This window comes from Azospirillum sp. B506, assembly GCF_000333595.1.
Classification (GTDB): Bacteria; Pseudomonadota; Alphaproteobacteria; order Azospirillales; family Azospirillaceae; genus Azospirillum.
Genome location: NZ_BADK01000251.1, coordinates 1 through 1,882 on the forward strand (window position 1 = coordinate 1; position 1,882 = coordinate 1,882).

1 protein-coding gene and 1 pseudogene are annotated in these 1,882 nt (G+C 68.9%); both read right to left on the bottom strand.

Annotation, left to right across the window (positions count from 1 at the left end; translation table 11 throughout):
• A pseudogene (locus tag I71_RS07790) lies at positions 1–357 on the bottom strand (UDP-N-acetylenolpyruvoylglucosamine reductase); the annotation flags it as partial.
• Positions 358–371: 14 nt separating this feature from the next.
• On the bottom strand, positions 372–1,790 hold the full coding sequence (murC, locus tag I71_RS07795) for a UDP-N-acetylmuramate--L-alanine ligase (protein WP_042693530.1): 1,419 nt from the start codon (positions 1,788–1,790) through the stop codon (positions 372–374).
• Positions 1,791–1,882: the final 92 nt, after the last annotated feature.

Below are 1,882 nucleotides of genomic sequence, written 5' to 3' on the forward strand. Positions count from 1 at the left end.
ATGCCGGCTTCGCGGGCGACCATGGCGACGTTCAGGTCGAGGGCCGCCGCCCCCGGCGGCCAGCGTCATCCCATCTGCCGTGATGTCGGTGAAGCCGCGGCCGAGCCGGATGGTGACGCCCGGCACACCGCCATCGCGCACCAGCAGGTTGGAGGCGACACCGATCACCGTCACCGGCACCCCGGCCGGCAGGGCGGCCAGGAAGTCGGCGAGGTCGTCGGCGTCGGCCGGGCGGAACATCACCTCGGCCGGGCCGCCGACGCGGAACCACGTCACCGGCGCCAGTGCAGCGTCGGCGGTCAGCCGGCCGCGCACGGCGGGCATCCGCTCGATCAAGTGGCCTTCGGAGGCGTTCATGCTGGGCGCTGCCGTCATCGCGTCGCGCCATAGAGGGCGGCCAGCTCACCCGGCAGGGCGTTCGCCCACTGGGTGATGTTGCCGGCGCCCAGGCAGACGACGAAGTCACCGGGCTTGGCCATCTCGCGGACCACCTGAGCCAGTTCCTGCTGGTTTTGCAAGGCAACGACGTGGCGGTGGCCGTGCATGCGCAGGCCCTCCACCAGGCTGTCGCGGCTGACGCCCTCGATGGGGGCCTCGCCGGCGGCATAGACGTCGGCGACGATCACGGCGTCGGCGTCGTTGAAGCAGGTGCAGAACTCCTCGAACAGGTTGGCGAGGCGGGAATAGCGGTGGGGCTGGACCACGGCGATGGTGCGGCCGGTGCCGGCGGTACGGGCGGCCTTCAGCACGGCGGCGATCTCCACCGGATGGTGACCGTAATCATCGATGACGGTGATGCCGTTGGCCTCGCCGGTCTTGGTGAAGCGGCGCTTCACGCCCTGGAACTTGGCCATGCTGTCGCGCATCACCACGTCGGGCAGGCCCATCTCGTTGCCCACCGCGAAGCAAGCCAGCGAGTTCTGGACATTGTGCGGCCCGTACATCGGCAGGCGCACGCCGGCGATGGCGCGGCTCTCGCCGGTGTGGCGGTCATAGATCAGCACGTCGTACTTGGCGCCGTCCGGCCCCAGCTCCACGTTGACCGCGCGGATGTCGGCCTGCGGCGAGAAGCCGTAGGTGACGATGCGGCGGTCCGACACGCGGGGAATCATCGCCTGCACCTCGGGATGGTCGATGCAGAGTGCCGCGAAGCCGTAGAAGGGTATGTTCTGGACGAAGCTGTCGAAGGCGGCCCGCGCGTTGTCGAAGGTGCCGTAGAAGTCCAGATGCTCCGGATCCATGTTGGTGACGACGGCGATGCAGGCCGGCAGCTTGACGAAGGTGCCGTCGCTCTCGTCCGCCTCGACCACCATCCAGTCGCCGGTGCCCAGCCGGGTGTTGGAGCCGTAGGCGTTGATGATGCCGCCGTTGATGACCGTCGGGTCGAGGTTGGCGTGCTCCAGCATGTGGCCGACCATCGAGGTGGTCGTGGTCTTGCCATGGGTGCCGCCGATGGCGATGGCCCATTTCAGGCGCATCAGCTCGCCCAGCATCTCGGCACGGCGCACCACCGGAACCAGGGCAGCGCGGGCGGCCACCACCTCCGGATTGTCGCGCTTGACGGCGGAGGAGACGACGACGACGGCAGCGCCGGCGATGTTCTCGCCGCGATGGCCGACGAACACCTTGATGCCCAGCTCACGCAGGCGCTTGACGTTGGCGTTCTCGGCAAGGTCGGACCCCTGGACGGTGTAGCCCAGGTTCCGCAGCACCTCGGCGATGCCGCTCATGCCGATACCGCCGATGCCGACGAAGTGGATGGTGCCGATCGAGAGGGGGAGGGCGCGCATGTCAGGCTTACTTTCCGCGGCGAAGCATCAGGCGAAGGGTGGCGTCGACCGCTCCGTCGGAGAGGTCGTTGGGGAGGGGTTGCGATCCGTGG

Coding starts and splice junctions, on each gene's coding strand:
- murC (WP_042693530.1), bottom strand. CDS start 1,790: ATGCGCGCCCTCCCCCTCTCGATCGGCACCATCCACTTCGTCGGCATC.